Here is a 15,485-nt window from a genome sequence, read left to right on the forward strand (position 1 = left end):
TACTCCTTTGCTGCTGTAAAATACCAATCAGTTCAGTGCCGCTTTTAATCTTAACATGCCCTGCTCCAAAAGAGCGCGCGGGCAAGCCACATTAATTCGCTCAAATCCGACCCCCTCATGGCCAAATATGTAACCTTCATCAAAAATCAGGTGTGCCTTCTGCAGCATAAATGCTTCCTGCTCCTCCACCTGCATCCCGTAAGCACGCAGATCCAGCCATGCCAGATACGTTCCTTCAGGAATAGAGAACTTGATCAAAGGCAGCTCCTTTGCAAGGAAGTCCTTTAGATAGGTTAGATTATCATCCAGATACTGCAGCAGCGCAGCCAGCCATTCCTCACACTCATTGTATGCGGCCGCCGCGGCCGTAACTGCCAGCGGATTTGGCACTCCGATTGCTCCCTTTGTATCAATCTCCCGGAGCCATGCCCGGCGGATTGCCGGATCGTGAATGATGATATTTGACAGATGCATCCCAGCCAGGTTAAATGTCTTACTCGGCGACAGGCAGGTAATGATGCGGTCCTTATATTCCGGACAAATCTTCTCCATCGGATGATAGGTAACCTGCCCGCGAACCAGGTCACAATGGATTTCATCGGAAATAATCGTGACATCATGACGTTTGCAGATGTCCGCCACTTTTCTTAGTTCCTCCGGGTTCCACACTCTTCCGGTCGGATTATGAGGATTGCAGAAAAGCAGCAGATGGTTGTCTGGGTCAGCAGCACACCGCTCCAGCCCTTCATAATCAATCGTATAATATCCGTCCGTCTCCACCAGCGGATTCACAACAAGCTGACGTCCGTTAGCCCGGGTCTTCACCATAAACGGGTTGTATGCAGGCTGCTGTATGATCACGCCCTCTCCCGCCCGGGTAAGTACCCGCATCAGCAGCACAATCGCAGGCACAACGCCCGGTGAAAAAAAGATGGACTCACGCGGAATCGTCAATCCATGACGACGCTCAAACCAATGCTGTACCGCCTCAAAATATTCAGCATCATAAAAAGCGGTATACCCCAGAATTTTCTGGTCAATTCTCTTATGAAGAGCTTCTAAAATAGGATCCGCACAGGCAAACTCCATATCCGCAATCCAATATGGCAGACAATCCGATGGCGCATCCGGAAAATATTCTTCCAGATTCCATTTCATACTGCAGGTTCCTTCGCGGCTGATAATTTCATCGAAATTAAATGTTTTCACTCTATTATTTACCTCCTTATTCAAACGTCCACAATACGGCTACAAACAATTACAATATTTTAATCATTAAACTTTACTTTTAGAATAGCACCGCCTATGGAACTTGTCAAGAAAGGTATTTATGAGCCTAATTTTCCTCTAAAATAGAAATATATGCCTGAAGTACTTTATAAAAATGGTCGATTTCCTCCATGGAACATTTGGAAAGCAGCTTCGTTGTCGTTTCCGTAATATCCTTGGAATCATAGGCTTTATGAAGCTGGCTTAATCGTGTTCCGGACGGTGTGAGATAAAGATTTACAATCTTTCCGTTTGCAGCATTCTTCCTGCGCTCCACATATCCCAGGTCCTCAAGCTTTGTAACCACCTGCGAAATCGCCCCTTTTGTGCGGTTCCAGATGGTTGACAAGCTGGAAACCGTGGTACCGGGATTATCTCCAATCTCTGTCAGGGTATGTATTTCCAGCATATTAAACTCGTCTCCGCTTCCATAATCATATCGTTCAAACATCAAATCCCTGTACTGCAGGACAAACCGGTAAATCAAATTTCCCCTTGCATTTAGCTGGGTATACAGTTGATCAATATTTCTTATATCCATAAAATACTCCTTGTCTTAACTATACTAACAAAAGCAATTTTTGTTTTTAGTATTATCTCACACAACTGCGAAATATTCAACGGCCAGAACGAATAGCCGCCTGGCCGCACCGTGATTTCATACATATAATTTTTTGTTTTTTTATATTATTTATATTTAACAAAAACCGTTGAAGGGTTTGATGAAAAGTGATATTTTATGAACCAAATGGTTTAATCATTAAATCAAGTTGCCAGGCAAATAACAACCTATGGAGGACAAGCAATGACAGCACAAGCTAGGGAGTCTTATACTTCACTCAATGTTCGTCATCATCTTGACTTTTTAAGTTCTGTTGAATCGTGCTGCGGCTAATAAAGTGAAGTTTTGAATCCCCATATATCAGATGCGACTTTGTTCAATTCGGAAAAAACCAAAAGTGTGCTGAATAAGAGGGCACAAGGGATGCCCTCTTATTCAACCCACCTTCGGTTTTTTCCTTAGAAATTTTACAAACGGAAACGGACAAAGGCACATAGCGTCTAAGCGTTTATCCAGTCATATTCTCTCCTGAAGTGATTCGCCGAATCTGCTCCAGGTCTACTTTGGCGGCTCTGTCGTAGGTAAGAAGTCCATTGATCTCCTGTTCGATATCGGTTAGCTGGGTATAGCAGAAGCCTTGTATGTGGGGAGACTTAAGAATTGGTTCCATGACAGCGCGGTATCGTTCCAGAAAATCCCGGGCTGATCCGGCTGTAGAATATCCCCAGCCTTTTGCGCCTTCCACCGCAAAGGAAATGCCGCCGAACTCACTTACTATAATCGGTTCTCCATGGTAGCCGCTGCCTTTTGCATACAGAGGACGGCCGGCCGGCTGAGCGTTGATGATCTGTTCCATGGAAGCGTATCTTTCTTTTAACACCTCTTCTTGGGACTCGTAGTCATGGATCGTGAGAAGATCACTGTCCACATGTTCCCAGCCATCGTTGTCACTGACCGGGCGGCTTGAGTCCAGCGCTTTTGTGAACGCGGCCAGGGCTCTGCAGAACTCCCGCTGTTCGGGCCGGTTAGCGATCTCCAGCACGCCCCAGGATTCGTTCAAAGGAGTCCATGCCACGATACTGGGATGATTATAATCCCTGAGAACGATCCGGGACCATTCCTGCAGCAGGTCCTGTGCCAGACGTCTGGAATATACATAGCCGGAAGCGTTTTCCCCCCACACCAGCAGTCCCATTCGGTCCGCATGATACAAAAAGCGGGGATCCTCGGCTTTCTGATGAATCCGCACACCATTGAACCCCATCTGTTTTATCAGGGTGATATCTTTACCATAATCCTCATCCGACGGGGCGCTCATCAAACCTCCGGGCCAATAGCCCTGATCCAGAATCAGCCGCTGGTAATAGGGCCGGTTGTTCAGCAGAAATCGTCCCGAGGCGACGGAAACTTTTCGCATGCCAAAGTAGGATTTCACCACATCAACCGTCTCCTGACTCTGTTTCAGCCGGTATTCCACATCAAACAGTCTGGGGTGCTCGGGCGTCCAGGCGAAATCCTCCGTCACATTCCAGCCGCCCAGCGCCGCCTCATCCAACTGCAGGCAAAATGTCCCTTTCTTTCCAACAGGCGAGATCCGCATCTTCCCAGCGGTTTTCCCCTGAAAAGTGATTTCTGTTTCCAGTGTACAGTCCTGCCAATGGCTCAGCTCATAATCGAAACGGACCGCCTTTTCGTCAAAAAGAGGAGTGATCAGCACCTGTTCGATATGCGCAGCCTCTACCGGCTCCATCCATACACTCTGCCAGATCCCCATGGATGCAGTATAGAAAATACTTTCGGATTTCTCTTTCCAGAATTGCTTGCCTCTGGGAATATCCAGGTCGCCGGGGTAATCCTGTACCCGGATCCGCACCTGATTCCCGTTCTTTTTGATAACCGGAGTCATATCGATGCAAAATCCGGTCTGCCCGCCCACATGATGTGCCATATGCCGGCCATTCACCCAGACATCACAGCTGTAATCCACCGCTCCGATATGCAAAAGTATCTGTTTGTCTGCCCATTCCCCAGGTATCAGGAATTCCCGGCGGTACCAGATCACATCATGAAACTCGTTCACTCCGATACCGGAAAGCGGAGCTTCATAGACAAAGGGCACCCTGATTTTCCGATCGTAATTCTCTTCATCAAAAGAAAAATCCCACATTCCGTTTAATGTCATCCATTCTGTCCTCTGAAACTGGGGCCTGGGATATTCTTGTCTTAATATACTGTCCATATTTCCTCCAAATAGCTTGATCGCTTCCTCCAACCGCTTGAGAATTTTCTTCAAGCTGTTTGATCGCTATATTCTAAACCGCTTCATATTTCATCTTGTCACTCTATGATTCTTCCATATCACTTATTGTCTGATTTCCCTAAATGTGGCGTCGGCCCGATCTAAATCGGACGAAATTCCAGTAATATGCAGAACGCCGTCCATATGCCGCATGTAATTACCCGCAATGTTATAGGACTCAAAGGACACCTGTGAACTGTCCACCAGTCCCGGCCGCACCCTCCATGTGGCGTCTTCAGCCATCAAAGCGGTCTGGTCATTCTGAGACAGCTGCAGCCTGCCGTCCCTGTGCCTTAGATAGTAACCCGGCATATTCACCGATTCAAATGAGATGCAGCCCGCATCGGCAAGACCGGGTACGATACGCCATTCGGAGTCCTTAAGGGGAAGGCTCGTAAATTCCGTATCGATAATAATCCGGCCATCGGATGTATGACGGATATATCTCCCGGCAATATTGAAAGATTCCAGCCTGGCTATCTCATAGATTCGCTCCAGCTTCCATCTCTGGGTAGCGCTGCCATTTAATGGCGACTGCACCAGCGGCGTATGCAGGTCTGCAGCCTGGTTCTGGGTATCCAGATACAGACCGCCTGCCTGATTCTGAATATGGAAGGTGCCGTCCGGCTGCGCTTCCAGAATCCAGCGCTGGGCGGGCGCGTTGTTATCCTCCCACTGACGGACAATGCTTCCGTCTGCCGTAGAGCCTTCCTTATTGTCCAGTATCAGACCGCTGTAATTGCACCGGATCTTATATTGTCCGTTGGCCATATCTTCCAGATGCCAGCTCTGGGTCTTTAAGGAGTTATCCGACCACAGGATCATCTGGGTTCCCTGCTCGACGGATCCGGCTGGATCATCCATACAATATCCATTTGCAGCATTTACGAATTTATAATCGGCTCCGGATACCACCAGCTGATCCCCGCAGAGGACGCCGGTCCCGCAGCGGATTTCATTGTAACTTCCGTTATAGTAGTTGTTCAACTCGATCAGCTTATCGCCGTCGGCCACGAACGTACCGCTCCAGCTGCTGCCCACGTTTTCATTGCGGACCGCGGTCAGCGGTGCGTCGATCAGACTCCAGGTCCTGCCGTTATCCGTGCTGGTAAAGCACTGGCTGGGAGAACAGTTATCATTCATACCTCTTAAAAACAGCCTGCCATACTCACTTCCGTCGTCGATCAAAGCAATCATGGGACACTGATAGGCCGTATATTGGCCTGTCGTCACCACACTGCCGAGCGCCAGAGGATCACCCCAGGACAGTCCGTCCGCAGACCTGCGGATCGTAATGGAACCATAAGGCTCTGCGTTAATATTTTCATGAGCCATCAGATAACTGCCGTCTTTTAACTGAATCACACGGGGCATGCCGGGCCGCCAATTCCCGGGACTTACCCCGGGGATCCATCCCTCCTCGTATTCCCCTGCCACGATGGTATAATCTCCCCATGTTAAACCGCCATCGTCCGAAACTTCATAGGAAATACACTGATCATAGCCTTCCTGACGTTCATCCGAATAATAACATACCAGCCGTCCGTCCGCGCTTACCGCGAATTCCGGTTCCCAGGTCGAGCGGCCTGCCCGGGGAGCCAGCTCACTGTGCAGCTGCCAGGACTCTGCGTTGTCGGTACTCCTCCAGATATGGATTGTATAAGTGCTGTCGGTGTCCCAGTCGGATACCGCATAGAGAATCGTACCGGCGGGATAATTACCCAGCGCCTGCGGAAATACATACAGTCCCGGCATGCCTATTTTGTCTTTGGAAATGCCGTTCGCAGCCGGATTTATCTCACTGCACATATGCCAGGTCTTTCCCTGGTCCGCGCTCTTATAAAACTGCGGATCCTGCATTCCCGTCCATCCGGTATTCACCGGAAACTCCCTGAGCCAAGTTGCCAGTAAGTCTCCGTTGGGAAGTTGGACCATACGTTCATAGAAACTGTGCGGGGTCTGCTCATCCCCAAATACGGTATTTCCCTCCGCATCCTCTGCCGATGCCGTCATGGTTAATCCGCTGATCATCATTGTGAAAGTCAGTAAAAATACAAAGAATCTCCTCATACTCTTCTCCTCTCCGAAATCCTCAGTCCGGTTACCTTAATTTTGCTGTTCTTTGCCCAGACACCCGCGCATCCGTGGGTCAGAGGCTGTTTATCACAAACTCTAAGTCTTGGGGTTAACTCCTGATTCATATACACATCTATATAAGCGCCCGTTACAGTGACGGATAGGGTATAACCATCGTTCTTAACTTCCAGCGGACATTCCGCTAATATCTCCCTGTCATACCGGTGTCTGGCGATCCGGAGCCATCCATCGGATACACTCACCGTATAGCCGAGGAAAAAATCGATACCCAGTACAGGATCTTCTCCCTCCCCGCCTTCCGCCGGTTCCGTTACCCTAAGCATAATGCCCGCGCTTCCTTCCTCACCGATATCCGCAGTAAATTCGGCTTCCGCAGTATAGTCGTGCCACTGTGTATCCCCGCACAGCGCTTTGCCGTACGGGCCCACTTCTACGACCGTATCGCTTTCGTATTCCGCAGCGGCGCCCTGACGCACCAGTTCGATTCGGGCCAGTTCCGCCGTACCAGCCTGCCCGGTTATTGTAAACCGGTGCAAACCCGCAGAAAGAGCGACGGGGAATGACTGTAATATTTCTTCTCCGGAACCGGTACCGATCGGCTCCTTATCCGCCGTTACCAGAAAACCGGAGGAAGATTCCGACGGCCGGCAGATCACATTGAGCCGATAGTTCCCTTCACCCTCTGTCCGGAACCTGTATTTCATCATGTCGCCGCGGCCTATCTGCACCGCGCCATTTTCGTCCGCTGAGGTGTTGACCGCACCGTATACCGCTGCGCAGGAACAGCCGGCCGGGATTACAGTATTACTAATTTCATTGTCGTAGGTGTTATTTGTGACTGCCGTATAGCCGCAGCCGACCCGTGTGCCTGCCGCAAAATATCCCGGCCGGACTTTTTCCTTTTGCACAGCCACATCCGCTATCTGCAGGCGGTTATCGATCCAGATCTTCATCCTGCCTTTGTCCGACTGTACCCTGATGTTGTGAAGGCTGTTAAAGTCATATGCCTCCGGCAGTTGGCTCTCCCCGAGCAATACGGTCTGCTCCGGAAGGCCGGACCAGATCTGGAGAGCATGCCTATTTATACGAAAAACCAGGTAATACTTCTTTTCCCCTGCATCCAGTACGATTCCGGCAACGCTTTGATTTTGTCCGTTCTCACTATTTACGGCCTTTTTCATGCAGGAGATATTCGCTTCCCGCTCGGAACGGGAGCTATCATCCGGTCCTGCATCCGGGCAAGGAATGCTCAAATGGAATTCTGCCGTATACGAAGGTCCGAAATTCTCAACGGTCTTTACACATAACTCATTTTGCAGCGTATAGCGGACCCCGTTTTTTTCCTCCCATTTCCCCCGTTCAAATTCCCACGAGAGTGCCGCGCTGCCCTCCGGGGCAGGATCGGATGCATCGGGAAGACCCGGTGCTTCCTGCGGGGTCCGTGTCGGTCCCATCAGCTGTGTATTTGCCTGATACCACATCATACGGTCTATATTTAGATCCCTAGAGGCATCCCCGTTCAGATTATGGTACACCATATAATAGGAGACCAGATCCGGTCCCAGTACCGTGCTGCTGTGCCCCAGACCCACCGGGCCATCCTGGGTATGTACCGCGATGGGGCCGCCCGGCTCATCCTTATACCCGGTAAGCGGATGTCTGCTGGACGCAGCGTGAATCCGGTATCCCTTGCTCAGATAATGGTTCCCGGTATAAGTCATATAATAGAATCCATCCCGTTTCTGGATCATAGGCCCCTCGGTCCAGCCATGCAGATAGGCGCCGGTCAGCACCGGTTCCTGAAACTTCGTCGGTGAGTCCATCCGACAGCCCCAGATCCCCTCGTCCCCGGCCCAGTAGAAATACCAGGTTCCATCATCATCTATGAATACGGAGCCGTCGATATCGTGTCCCTCGTTCCCGCTGATCTTTTCGAAAGGCCCGGTCGGAGAATCGCTTCTTAATATGTAATGCCCAAAGCCGGACGGAGAGGTATACATATAGAACCAGCCGTTCCAGTACACCACCTCCGGCGCGAACGGCACCAGTCCCGGGAACGTGTCGGGATCTATGGCCGGCCCCGCTTCCTTCCAGTCCAGCAGGTTTTGTGAAGTAAAGACTCGCAGATCCGGATTCGTCGCATACAGATAATAGGTTCCGTTATACCTCAGCACGAACGGGTCCGCATAATCGCCATGACGGGCGATCGGGTTTTGATATAGTCTGTTCATGAAAGTACCCCCATCAGCCCTTAATGCCGCTCATTGCGAAGGACTCCGTAAAATATTTTTGACAGAATATAAATAATAGCAGTACCGGCAGTACGGCGATCAATGCGGCCGCCATCACAACAGGCACATCCGTCTGGTTCTCGTAGTAAGAGTTCAGCATAGAGATGGCTACCTGAACCGTCTGTTTCTTCGCATCATTGACAAAGACCATTGGGCCGAAGTAATCATTCCAGGTCGCCATAAAGATCATGATCACATTACTGATCACCGCCGGTTTGGATAACGGCAGGAATATTTGGTAATACGTGCGGAAATATCCGCAGCCGTCGATCTTTGCCGCCTCGATCAGCTCCGTAGGCAGCCCCGTCATATACTGGCGGAGAAAGAATATCATGGATGCGTTACCCAGCATACCGGGAACCATCAAAGGCAGCAGCGTATTGATCCACTTTATTTTTGTATAAATGATATACTGGGGTACCAGGAGCACCACGATCGGGATCATCATGGTGGACAATAGCGCCATGAAAAAATATTTCTTACCCGGAAACGTAAGCTTTGCAAAGGAAAATGCTGCCATTGTGGAAGAGACCGTGCCGACGATCACCACGCTGCCGGATACGATGACACTGTTTTTAAGGCCTGAAAGCAGGTTTGAATTCTTCCAGACTTCCACGTAATTATGCCAGTCCACCGGGTCCGGAATCCACTGCGGCGGAATCTGGTATACCAGATTCGATTCCTTAAGGGAAGTGGACAGCATCCATAGAAAGGGGATGACCATCGTGGCCGCACCCAGTACCAGAATGATAAATATAATAATTCTCACGGGATTCGTTCTGTTTTTTGCCTTCATCCTTACTCTCCTTCATAAACCCATTTATTCGAGATCTTAAACTGGAGGGCCGTCAGCAGCAGGATAAACAAGCCGAATATAACCGCAGCGGAGCACGCATAGCCCATCTGGCTGTAATCAAACGCTTTCTGCCATATGTAATAAATGATCGTGGCAACTCCATAATTCCGGCCGCCGTCGGTGGTAAACAGATTCACTTCGATGAAGGTCTGAAGGGAACCGATGATATTTACCGTTACCAGGTAAAAGAGGATCGGCGTCAGCAGCGGCAGGGTGATCCTGAAAAACTGCTGCGTCGAAGTGGCGCCGTCAATGGTGGCTGCTTCATAATAGGTCTCCGGCAGATTTTTTAAGGATGCCAGGAAATAGATGGCCGTAATCCCGATCATTTTCCAGCCGATCATAAGAATAATCATCCGCCTGGTCCATGTGGGATCGTTCAGCCAGTTTGGCCCGTCGAAGCCGAACAGACCAAGGAACTGATTCACAAGACCGAATTCCGAGTTAAAGATCCATTTCCAGATCAGCACCAGCGCAACGATCGAGGAGATATAAGGCAGATAGTACAGCACCCGGAATACCTTATTTCCCTTGATATTCTTATGGCAGGCCAGAGCAAACAAAAGACCCAGCACCATGTATGCCGGAATCGGAAGCAGCATATAGACCGTGTTGCGCATCGCGATCCAGAACTTCCTGTCCTGGAACAGCTCTGCAAAATTACCCAGCCCGATAAAGGACTTATCCCGCACCAGTACATTCCAGTCCGTAAAGGATGCCCAGATGCACAGCCCCAGCGGAAGCAGGAAGAAGAATAGAAATTGGGCCATGGATGGCACAATAAAAAGAAGCCCCGCTATCTTTTCATTGCGCTTTAAGCTTTTTTTGAACATCGAAAAGGTCATCTCCTTTGCTTAATGGATGTTCTGATATTTGTGGTCGGCGCTGCGGCGGCATATCACCGCCGCAGCGCACTGAATCTTACTTATTTAACGCCTTCTGCTGTTCTATACTCTTATCCAGAAGCTGCTGTACCTGATCCGCTACAGAATCGCAGTATTCCTGGGCCGTCATCTCACCGTCATATACCGCGTCAATCCCCGAGTTGAACTCACTCCACCACTCCTGGTTGAAGGTGCGGGACTGGGTAGCCAGGCGGCCGTAATCATCCAGAACATTTAAGAATGCCTGTTTGTTGGCAGGTGGTTTATCCATTGTAAGATATTCCCCGTTAGCCATATCTTTTAAAGTAGGGACAGACATTCCGGTCGTATAGCTGGTCCTCTGCGCATCCTCGTTAAAGGCCAGAAACGCTGCCAGGTTGCAGGCCGCTTCCTGATTTTTGGCCGCAGGAGATACCGCAAGTCCGGCACTTCCGAACCACACAGCTTTATCACCGGTATTCGGACTTACCGGCCAGTCCATCAGATCCCATTCAAAGTCACAGTTGTTCCACAGGTCTGCCGTGGCCCAGGAGCCTACGCCCATCATGCCCAGCTTGCCCTGCATAAACCGGTCATAGCTGCTTAACGATGCTTCCTCCGCCGAGGAAGGAGCCGCGTGATCCTTACACCGCAGATCCGCTACATATTGAAACGCCTCCACAAACTTCGGGTCGGTGAATGCCACCTTAGACAAACTTTCATCCAGCCAGTCCGCTCCGTTGGACCAAACCGCGGATTCCATAGAATACATCGCCGTGCCGAACACGTCCCCATTGGTCAGCTTGACCGCCGCCTCCCGGTAATCATTCCAATCCCACGGATCGTCCTGGGTGGGTGCTGTGATACCGGCAGCGTCGAACAGATCCTTATTATAGACCACGGAAAATGCGCTCACGTCCTTGGGCAGGGCATAGATCGGTCCATTTCCCAGGGAAGTGCCGTCGTATCGGTAGATGTCTATCGCGTTTTTCCAGATATTGTCTATATCGAAGATGTCATTTTCCTCCACATAGGATGTCAAATCCAGCAGGTTACCGGTTGCCGCGTATTTCATAACATAATCCACGCCGCAGTAAAAGACATCCGGCTGATCGTCAGCAGCGATCATATTCTGCAGCTTGGTGTCAAAATCGCCGGAGGGTACCACGATATACTCGACCTCCACATCCGGATATTTTTCCTCAAACTGATCAATCATGGCCTGGAAGGTGGCAACCTCAGAATCATTTCCCCAGCCCATAAACTTTAAGTGTGTCTTTTCGCCGGAAGACTCCCCGGCGGATGCCTGATCCGCCGCCGGCGCATCCGGACTGTCCGCGTTCCCGCCGTCGGATTTGGCGGCTTCTTTCCCGCACCCGCCGAGCATACAGCCTGTTAACATTACCATGAGTAAAACTGACAATAACTTTTTCATATGAAACTCCTTTCTCATCGCTATTATAATAATATTTTTAATTAATTCAGTGAATCGTTTTCTATCCCCCTTCGGTTTCACTGTCTGGCTTTGTCGGTTATTAGAACAATATTTTTGTTTCTTATTGCTGTAATCTTAGCATAATATTCCGTATTATGTCAATATATTTGTTGTTACTCCAGATCTTTTTGGTAATTTCGTCTCTTTTACAACAATATTATTGTTTATATTTACTGTTTTACGCTTTTAAGTGGACAAGAGGAATCTAAGATGTTATTCTTTAATAAGAACAATATTAATGGAGGAATACCATGTCTAAGATACTTGAACTGAATGCGGATAACGAAGAATATCTATGTGAAGTGGCCAAGGCTCTCTCTTCTCCGGCCCGTATACAGATCATAAAATTACTATATTATAACAGTTATAATATCGGTGAAATCGCGGAAAAACTGAATATCCCAGCTTCCACAGCCGCTTTACACATCCGGATATTGGAGGGGGCCGATCTGATTCATACGGAACAGCAGCCTGGATGCCGGGGCTCTATGAAACTATGCAGCCGGAAAAATGATTTCGTAAGCATCCGGCTGTTTGGAAATCCCATCGATGTAGATCAGATCTCTACGATATCCATGCCGGTGGGTGCCTATACCGACTGTCACATCCTGCCGACCTGCGGTCTTGCCGGAGAAAACGGCGGAATCGGTTATGAAGACCGCCCTTGTGACTTCTTTCTTCCTGAGCGGCTTCAGGCACAGCTGATCTGGTCCGCCGGCGGCTATGTGGAATATCGCTTTCCGAATCCTATGGCAAAAGATATCTCCTTAAAACAGCTGCTTCTGACCTTTGAAGCCTGCTCGGAAGTAGCGAATTACCGCGAAGACTGGAAATCAGATATCACCGTCTGGATCAACGGCTATGACTGCGGAACCTGGCAGTGTCCCGGAGATTTTGGAGCCAGAAGAGGCCGGTTGAATCCCCCCTGGTGGGAAAGCGGTGCGACCCAGTATGGACTCCTCACCACAGTAACTGTCACCGGCACCTCCACACTCATTAATAATGAAGTCAGCAGTTCTGTCCGTCTGTCTGATCTTTCCCTGCAGGACAACTGTTGGATTACCGTACGTATCGGAAACAAAGAGGACGCCGAGTATCCAGGCGGATTCAACCTGTTCGGCCAAAAGTTCGGAGACTATGAACAAGATATAAAATTGTCGTTTGTATATTAACGCTTCCGAACCGGAACCCGGGAAAATGAGAGGGGACTGGCACCTTTCGGTTGTTAAGTTAAAATTTTAAGTAAATATGCAGAGAAAGGGGCCTGTCCCCGGATGACGGTCGGATCGAGGATAATAACGTCTGTTTCCCCGATAGAGGGACTAATCCAGCCAGCTTCCGGGGACAGGCCCCTTTCTCCACGTTGTTACTTGAGAATTTAACTTTATAATCGAAAGGTGCCAGTCCCCTCTCATTCTTATATTCCAGATTATGGAATTTTGTATACTGTATTCAAAAAAGTACACTGGAATCTATTGACCGATACCTGTTATTTCCCTTATAATGTGGGCACAATAAGATTTAGGAATTTGGTTTTAAGTATCTGATTAATTACTCAGGTTTTGTTGGAAGGGAAGCTTCCAATGAAATTCAACAGGAACAGGAGGACAAATATATGAGTCACCACTTAGAAACGCAGTGGCAGGGTTTTCATCCCGGAGCATGGGTACGCGAAGTAGATGTCAGGGACTTTATCTTAAAAAATTATACTCCCTATGAAGGGGATGAGGGATTCCTGGCCGGACCGACCGACGCGACCGCGCAGCTGTGGGATCAGGTTATGGAATTGAGCAGGCAGGAACGGGAAGCAGGCGGGGTATTGGATATGGATACCAGGATCATATCGACCATCACCTCCCACGGCCCGGGGTACCTGGATAAGGACAACGAGAAGATCGTCGGTTTTCAGACGGACAAACCGTTTAAGCGTTCCCTGCAGCCATACGGCGGAATCCGGATGGCGCAGAAAGCTTGCAAGGATAACGGTTATGAAGTGGATCCTGAGGTCGTGGACTTCTTTGCCTCACACCGCAAGACACATAACGCAGGCGTATTTGACGCCTATACGCCGGAGATGCGCGCCGCCAGATCGAATCATATCATAACCGGTCTGCCCGACGCTTACGGACGGGGACGCATTATCGGCGATTACCGCCGGGTAGCCCTCTATGGCGTGGATAAGCTGATACAGGATAAAGAGGCGCAGAAGGACAGTACCCGTACGATTATGTATTCGGATGTGATCCGGGAACGGGAAGAGCTCTCCGAGCAGATCCGGGCGCTGCAGGACCTGAAGAAACTGGGACAGATCTATGGCCTTGATATCTCCAAACCTGCGGCTAATGTTCAGGAAGCGATCCAATGGCTGTATTTCGGTTATCTGGCCGCTGTCAAAGAACAGAACGGCGCCGCTATGAGTCTTGGCCGCACCTCTACTTTCCTGGACATCTATGCTCACAGGGATCTACAGAACGGTACGTTTACAGAAGAGGAAATTCAGGAATTTGTAGATCATTTTATTATGAAGCTGCGTCTGGTGAAGTTTGCCAGAACCCCGGAGTATAATTCTCTGTTTTCCGGTGACCCGACCTGGGTCACGGAGTCTATCGCCGGTGTCGGAATTGACGGCCGCCATATGGTAACTAAAATGTCCTACCGCTACCTGCACACGCTGGATAACCTGGGTACTGCGCCGGAACCGAACCTGACCGTTCTGTGGTCTGCAAAGCTCCCGCAGACTTTCAAACGCTACTGCGCGAAGATGTCGATCAAGTCCTCGTCGATTCAGTATGAAAATGATGACCTGATGCGGGTTACCCACGGAGATGATTACGCCATCGCCTGCTGTGTTTCTTCCATGCGTGTCGGCAAGGAAATGCAGTTCTTCGGCGCCAGAGCGAACCTGGCCAAATGCCTGCTCTATGCCATCAACGGCGGTGTGGATGAGATTTCCAAAAAGCAGGTGGGCCCGAAGTTCAGACCGATCACCTCCGAATATCTGGACTATGACGAAGTGATGGAGCGCTATTACGATATGATGAAGTGGCTGGCCCGGCTGTATGTGAATACCTTGAATGTCATCCACTATATGCACGATAAATATTGCTATGAAAAAATCCAGATGGCGTTACATGATAAGTATGTGAAACGATATTTTGCCACCGGTATCGCCGGGCTTTCCGTCGTAGCCGACTCTCTGTCCGCGATCAAATACGCTAAGGTAAAAGCCATCCGGGATGAGAATGGGGTCGTTGTGGACTATGAAGTGGAAGGCGAGTTCCCCAAATACGGCAACAACGATGACCGGGTGGATGAAATCGCAAGGGATATCGTCCATACCTTTATGCAGATGATCCGTGGGAATCACACCTACCGCGGCGGTGTTCCCACCATGTCCATTCTGACGATCACTTCGAATGTGGTCTATGGAAAGAATACCGGTTCTACACCGGACGGACGGGTACAGGGGCAGCCTTTCGCTCCCGGGGCCAATCCCATGCACGGCCGGGATTCCCACGGCGCGATCTCTTCCCTGGCCTCCGTGGCGAAACTGCCGTTTAAAGATGCGCAGGATGGTATCTCGAATACCTTCTCCATCATACCGGGAGCTCTGGGCAAAGATGATCTGATCATCTCCGGCGATCTCTCCATCGACCTGGAATCCGGCTGTGACTGCGGTCCCGATATGTCCTGCGGTATTCCGAACCTGATGGAAGGGATCGACGACAACGAAGCACTATAAAATTCAAAAGG

At 49.7% G+C, this 15,485-nt stretch carries 10 protein-coding genes; 2 read left to right on the plus strand and 8 right to left on the minus strand.

The annotated features are described in order from the left end of the window. Positions 1–27: 27 nt before the first annotated feature. The 8 genes from KTH90_RS05570 to KTH90_RS05605 form a co-directional block, all read right to left on the minus strand. On the minus strand, positions 28–1,209 hold the full coding sequence (locus KTH90_RS05570) for a MalY/PatB family protein (RefSeq protein ID WP_158350735.1): 1,182 nt from the start codon (positions 1,207–1,209) through the stop codon (positions 28–30). 127 nt (positions 1,210–1,336) lie between these two features. After that, a complete protein-coding gene (locus KTH90_RS05575; protein ID WP_158350733.1) occupies positions 1,337–1,810 on the minus strand; it encodes a MarR family winged helix-turn-helix transcriptional regulator in 474 nt (157 codons plus the stop codon). 529 nt (positions 1,811–2,339) lie between these two features. Further along, positions 2,340–4,070, minus strand: coding sequence for a glycoside hydrolase family 2 protein (locus KTH90_RS05580; protein ID WP_238726411.1), 1,731 nt, complete (start codon positions 4,068–4,070; stop codon positions 2,340–2,342). Positions 4,071–4,193: 123 nt separating this feature from the next. Continuing rightward, complete coding sequence (locus tag KTH90_RS05585; RefSeq protein ID WP_238726412.1) at positions 4,194–6,200, minus strand: AbfB domain-containing protein; 2,007 nt, start codon at positions 6,198–6,200, stop codon at positions 4,194–4,196. After that, entirely contained in the window at positions 6,197–8,458 is a 2,262-nt protein-coding gene (locus KTH90_RS05590; RefSeq protein ID WP_238726413.1) for a glycoside hydrolase family 43 protein, read from the minus strand. Before KTH90_RS05590 ends, KTH90_RS05585 begins: the two co-directional genes overlap by 4 nt. Before the next feature lie 13 nt (positions 8,459–8,471). Continuing rightward, positions 8,472–9,314 carry a carbohydrate ABC transporter permease gene (locus KTH90_RS05595; protein ID WP_238726414.1) on the minus strand — a complete coding sequence of 281 codons (843 nt, stop codon included), beginning with the start codon at positions 9,312–9,314 and terminating at the stop codon, positions 8,472–8,474. Positions 9,315–9,316: 2 nt separating this feature from the next. After that, positions 9,317–10,207: a carbohydrate ABC transporter permease gene (locus tag KTH90_RS05600; protein WP_238726415.1), complete on the minus strand. Its 891-nt coding sequence runs from the start codon at positions 10,205–10,207 to the stop codon at positions 9,317–9,319. A gap of 88 nt (positions 10,208–10,295) precedes the next feature. Continuing rightward, complete coding sequence (locus KTH90_RS05605; protein ID WP_238726416.1) at positions 10,296–11,672, minus strand: ABC transporter substrate-binding protein; 1,377 nt, start codon at positions 11,670–11,672, stop codon at positions 10,296–10,298. A 311-nt stretch (positions 11,673–11,983) separates the two neighbouring features. Here KTH90_RS05605 and KTH90_RS05610 point away from each other — a divergent pair, with 311 nt between their 5' ends. Continuing rightward, positions 11,984–12,904, plus strand: coding sequence for an ArsR/SmtB family transcription factor (locus KTH90_RS05610; protein ID WP_158350719.1), 921 nt, complete (start codon positions 11,984–11,986; stop codon positions 12,902–12,904). A gap of 443 nt (positions 12,905–13,347) precedes the next feature. After that, a complete protein-coding gene (gene pflB / locus KTH90_RS05615; RefSeq protein ID WP_238726417.1) occupies positions 13,348–15,474 on the plus strand; it encodes a formate C-acetyltransferase in 2,127 nt (708 codons plus the stop codon). Positions 15,475–15,485 lie beyond the last annotated feature (11 nt).

The organism is Diplocloster modestus, assembly GCF_019042245.1.
Classification (GTDB): domain Bacteria; phylum Bacillota; class Clostridia; order Lachnospirales; family Lachnospiraceae; genus Diplocloster; species Diplocloster modestus.

Coding starts and splice junctions, on each gene's coding strand:
- KTH90_RS05575 (WP_158350733.1), bottom strand. CDS start 1,810: ATGGATATAAGAAATATTGATCAACTGTATACCCAGCTAAATGCAAGG.
- KTH90_RS05580 (WP_238726411.1), bottom strand. CDS start 4,070: ATGGACAGTATATTAAGACAAGAATATCCCAGGCCCCAGTTTCAGAGG.
- KTH90_RS05585 (WP_238726412.1), bottom strand. CDS start 6,200: ATGAGGAGATTCTTTGTATTTTTACTGACTTTCACAATGATGATCAGC.
- KTH90_RS05590 (WP_238726413.1), bottom strand. CDS start 8,458: ATGAACAGACTATATCAAAACCCGATCGCCCGTCATGGCGATTATGCG.
- KTH90_RS05595 (WP_238726414.1), bottom strand. CDS start 9,314: ATGAAGGCAAAAAACAGAACGAATCCCGTGAGAATTATTATATTTATC.
- KTH90_RS05600 (WP_238726415.1), bottom strand. CDS start 10,207: ATGTTCAAAAAAAGCTTAAAGCGCAATGAAAAGATAGCGGGGCTTCTT.
- KTH90_RS05605 (WP_238726416.1), bottom strand. CDS start 11,672: ATGAAAAAGTTATTGTCAGTTTTACTCATGGTAATGTTAACAGGCTGT.
- KTH90_RS05610 (WP_158350719.1), top strand. CDS start 11,984: ATGTCTAAGATACTTGAACTGAATGCGGATAACGAAGAATATCTATGT.
- pflB (WP_238726417.1), top strand. CDS start 13,348: ATGAGTCACCACTTAGAAACGCAGTGGCAGGGTTTTCATCCCGGAGCA.